The sequence below is a fragment of the Streptosporangium sp. NPDC051023 genome (genome assembly GCF_040689595.1).
Taxonomy (GTDB): domain Bacteria; phylum Actinomycetota; class Actinomycetes; order Streptosporangiales; family Streptosporangiaceae; genus Streptosporangium.
In genome coordinates this window covers 1-1,644 of sequence record NZ_JBFBCE010000227.1, presented here as the reverse complement: position 1 = coordinate 1,644, position 1,644 = coordinate 1, and the positions used below count along the sequence as shown (strand labels likewise).

At 67.2% G+C, this 1,644-nt stretch carries 1 protein-coding gene; it reads right to left on the bottom strand.

The genetic code is table 11. The features are described from left to right. Positions 1-1,644: DNA-directed RNA polymerase subunit beta (rpoB, locus tag AB0395_RS48285; RefSeq protein ID WP_366295127.1), on the bottom strand; the 1,644-nt coding region annotated here is incomplete at both ends.

Below are 1,644 nucleotides of genomic sequence, written 5' to 3'. Positions count from 1 at the left end.
CGCCACGTAGACGCGGACCAGCTCGTTGACCCCCGGAGGAAGCTCGTCGCCCTCCTCACGGGAGAACACGCGCACCCCGATGACCTTGCCCTGCTTGCCGTGCGGCACCTTCAGCGAGGTGTCACGCACCTCGCGGGCCTTCTCGCCGAAGATCGCGCGCAGCAGCCGCTCCTCCGGCGTCAGCTCGGTCTCGCCCTTCGGGGTGACCTTGCCGACCAGGATGTCACCCGGCACGACCTCGGCGCCGATGCGGATGATGCCGCGCTCGTCGAGGTCGGCCAGGACCTCCTCGGAGACGTTCGGGATGTCCCGGGTGATCTCCTCGGGGCCCAGCTTGGTGTCCCGGGCGTCGACCTCGTGCTCCTCGATGTGGATCGAGGACAACACGTCGTCCTGCACCAGACGCTGGGACAGGATGATCGCGTCTTCGTAGTTGTGGCCCTCCCACGGCATGAACGCCACGAGCAGGTTCTTGCCCAGCGCCATCTCGCCGTTGTCGGTACACGGACCGTCCGCGACGACCTGGTTGACCTCGATCCGGTCACCCTCGGCGACGATCGGCTTCTGGTTGAAGCAGGTGCCCTGGTTGGAGCGCTTGAACTTCGCCACCCGGTAGGTCGTGCGGGTGCCGTCGTCGTTCATCACGGTGACGTAGTCGGCGGAGACCTCCTCGACCACGCCGGCCTTGTCGGCGGTGATGACGTCACCGGCGTCGGTCGCGGCGCGGTACTCCATGCCGGTGCCGACCAGCGGCGCCTCGCTCTTGAGCAGCGGCACCGACTGGCGCATCATGTTCGCGCCCATGAGCGCGCGGTTGGCGTCGTCGTGCTCCAGGAACGGGATCATCGCGGTCGCCACCGACACCATCTGGCGCGGTGACACGTCGATGTAGTCGACCTCCTCGGCACGGGCGAGCTCGGTCTCACCGCCCTTGGTACGGACCAGGACGCGAGCCTCGGCGAACGAGCCGCCGGAGTTGAGCGCCGTGTTGGCCTGCGCCTTGACGTAGCGGTCTTCCTCGTCGGCGGTGAGGTAGTCGATCCGGTCGGTGATCTTGCCGTCGACGACCTTGCGGTACGGCGTCTCGACGAAGCCGAAGGCATTGAGCCGGGCGAAACAGGCGAGGTAGCCGATGAGGCCGATGTTGGGACCTTCGGGGGTCTCGATCGGGCACATGCGGCCGTAGTGCGACGGGTGGACGTCACGGACCTCGAAGCCCGCCCGCTCACGGGACAGACCTCCGGGCCCCAGCGCGTTCAGACGACGCTTGTGCGTCAACCCGGACAGGGGGTTGGTCTGGTCCATGAACTGCGACAGCTGGGAGGTTCCGAAGAACTCCTTGATCGACGCCACGACCGGACGGATGTTGATCAGGGTCTGCGGCGTGATCGCCTCGACGTCCTGGGTGGTCATCCGCTCGCGCACGACGCGCTCCATCCGGGCCAGGCCGAGACGGACCTGGTTCTGGATGAGCTCGCCGACGTTGCGCACCCGCCGGTTGCCGAAGTGGTCGATGTCGTCGGTCTCGACGACGATCTCACGGCCGGCACCCGGCATCGAGGTCTCGCCCGCGTGCAGCTTGACGATGTACTCGATCGTGGCGACGACGTCCTCTTCGGTCAGCGTGCCCTGAGTGATCTCGGC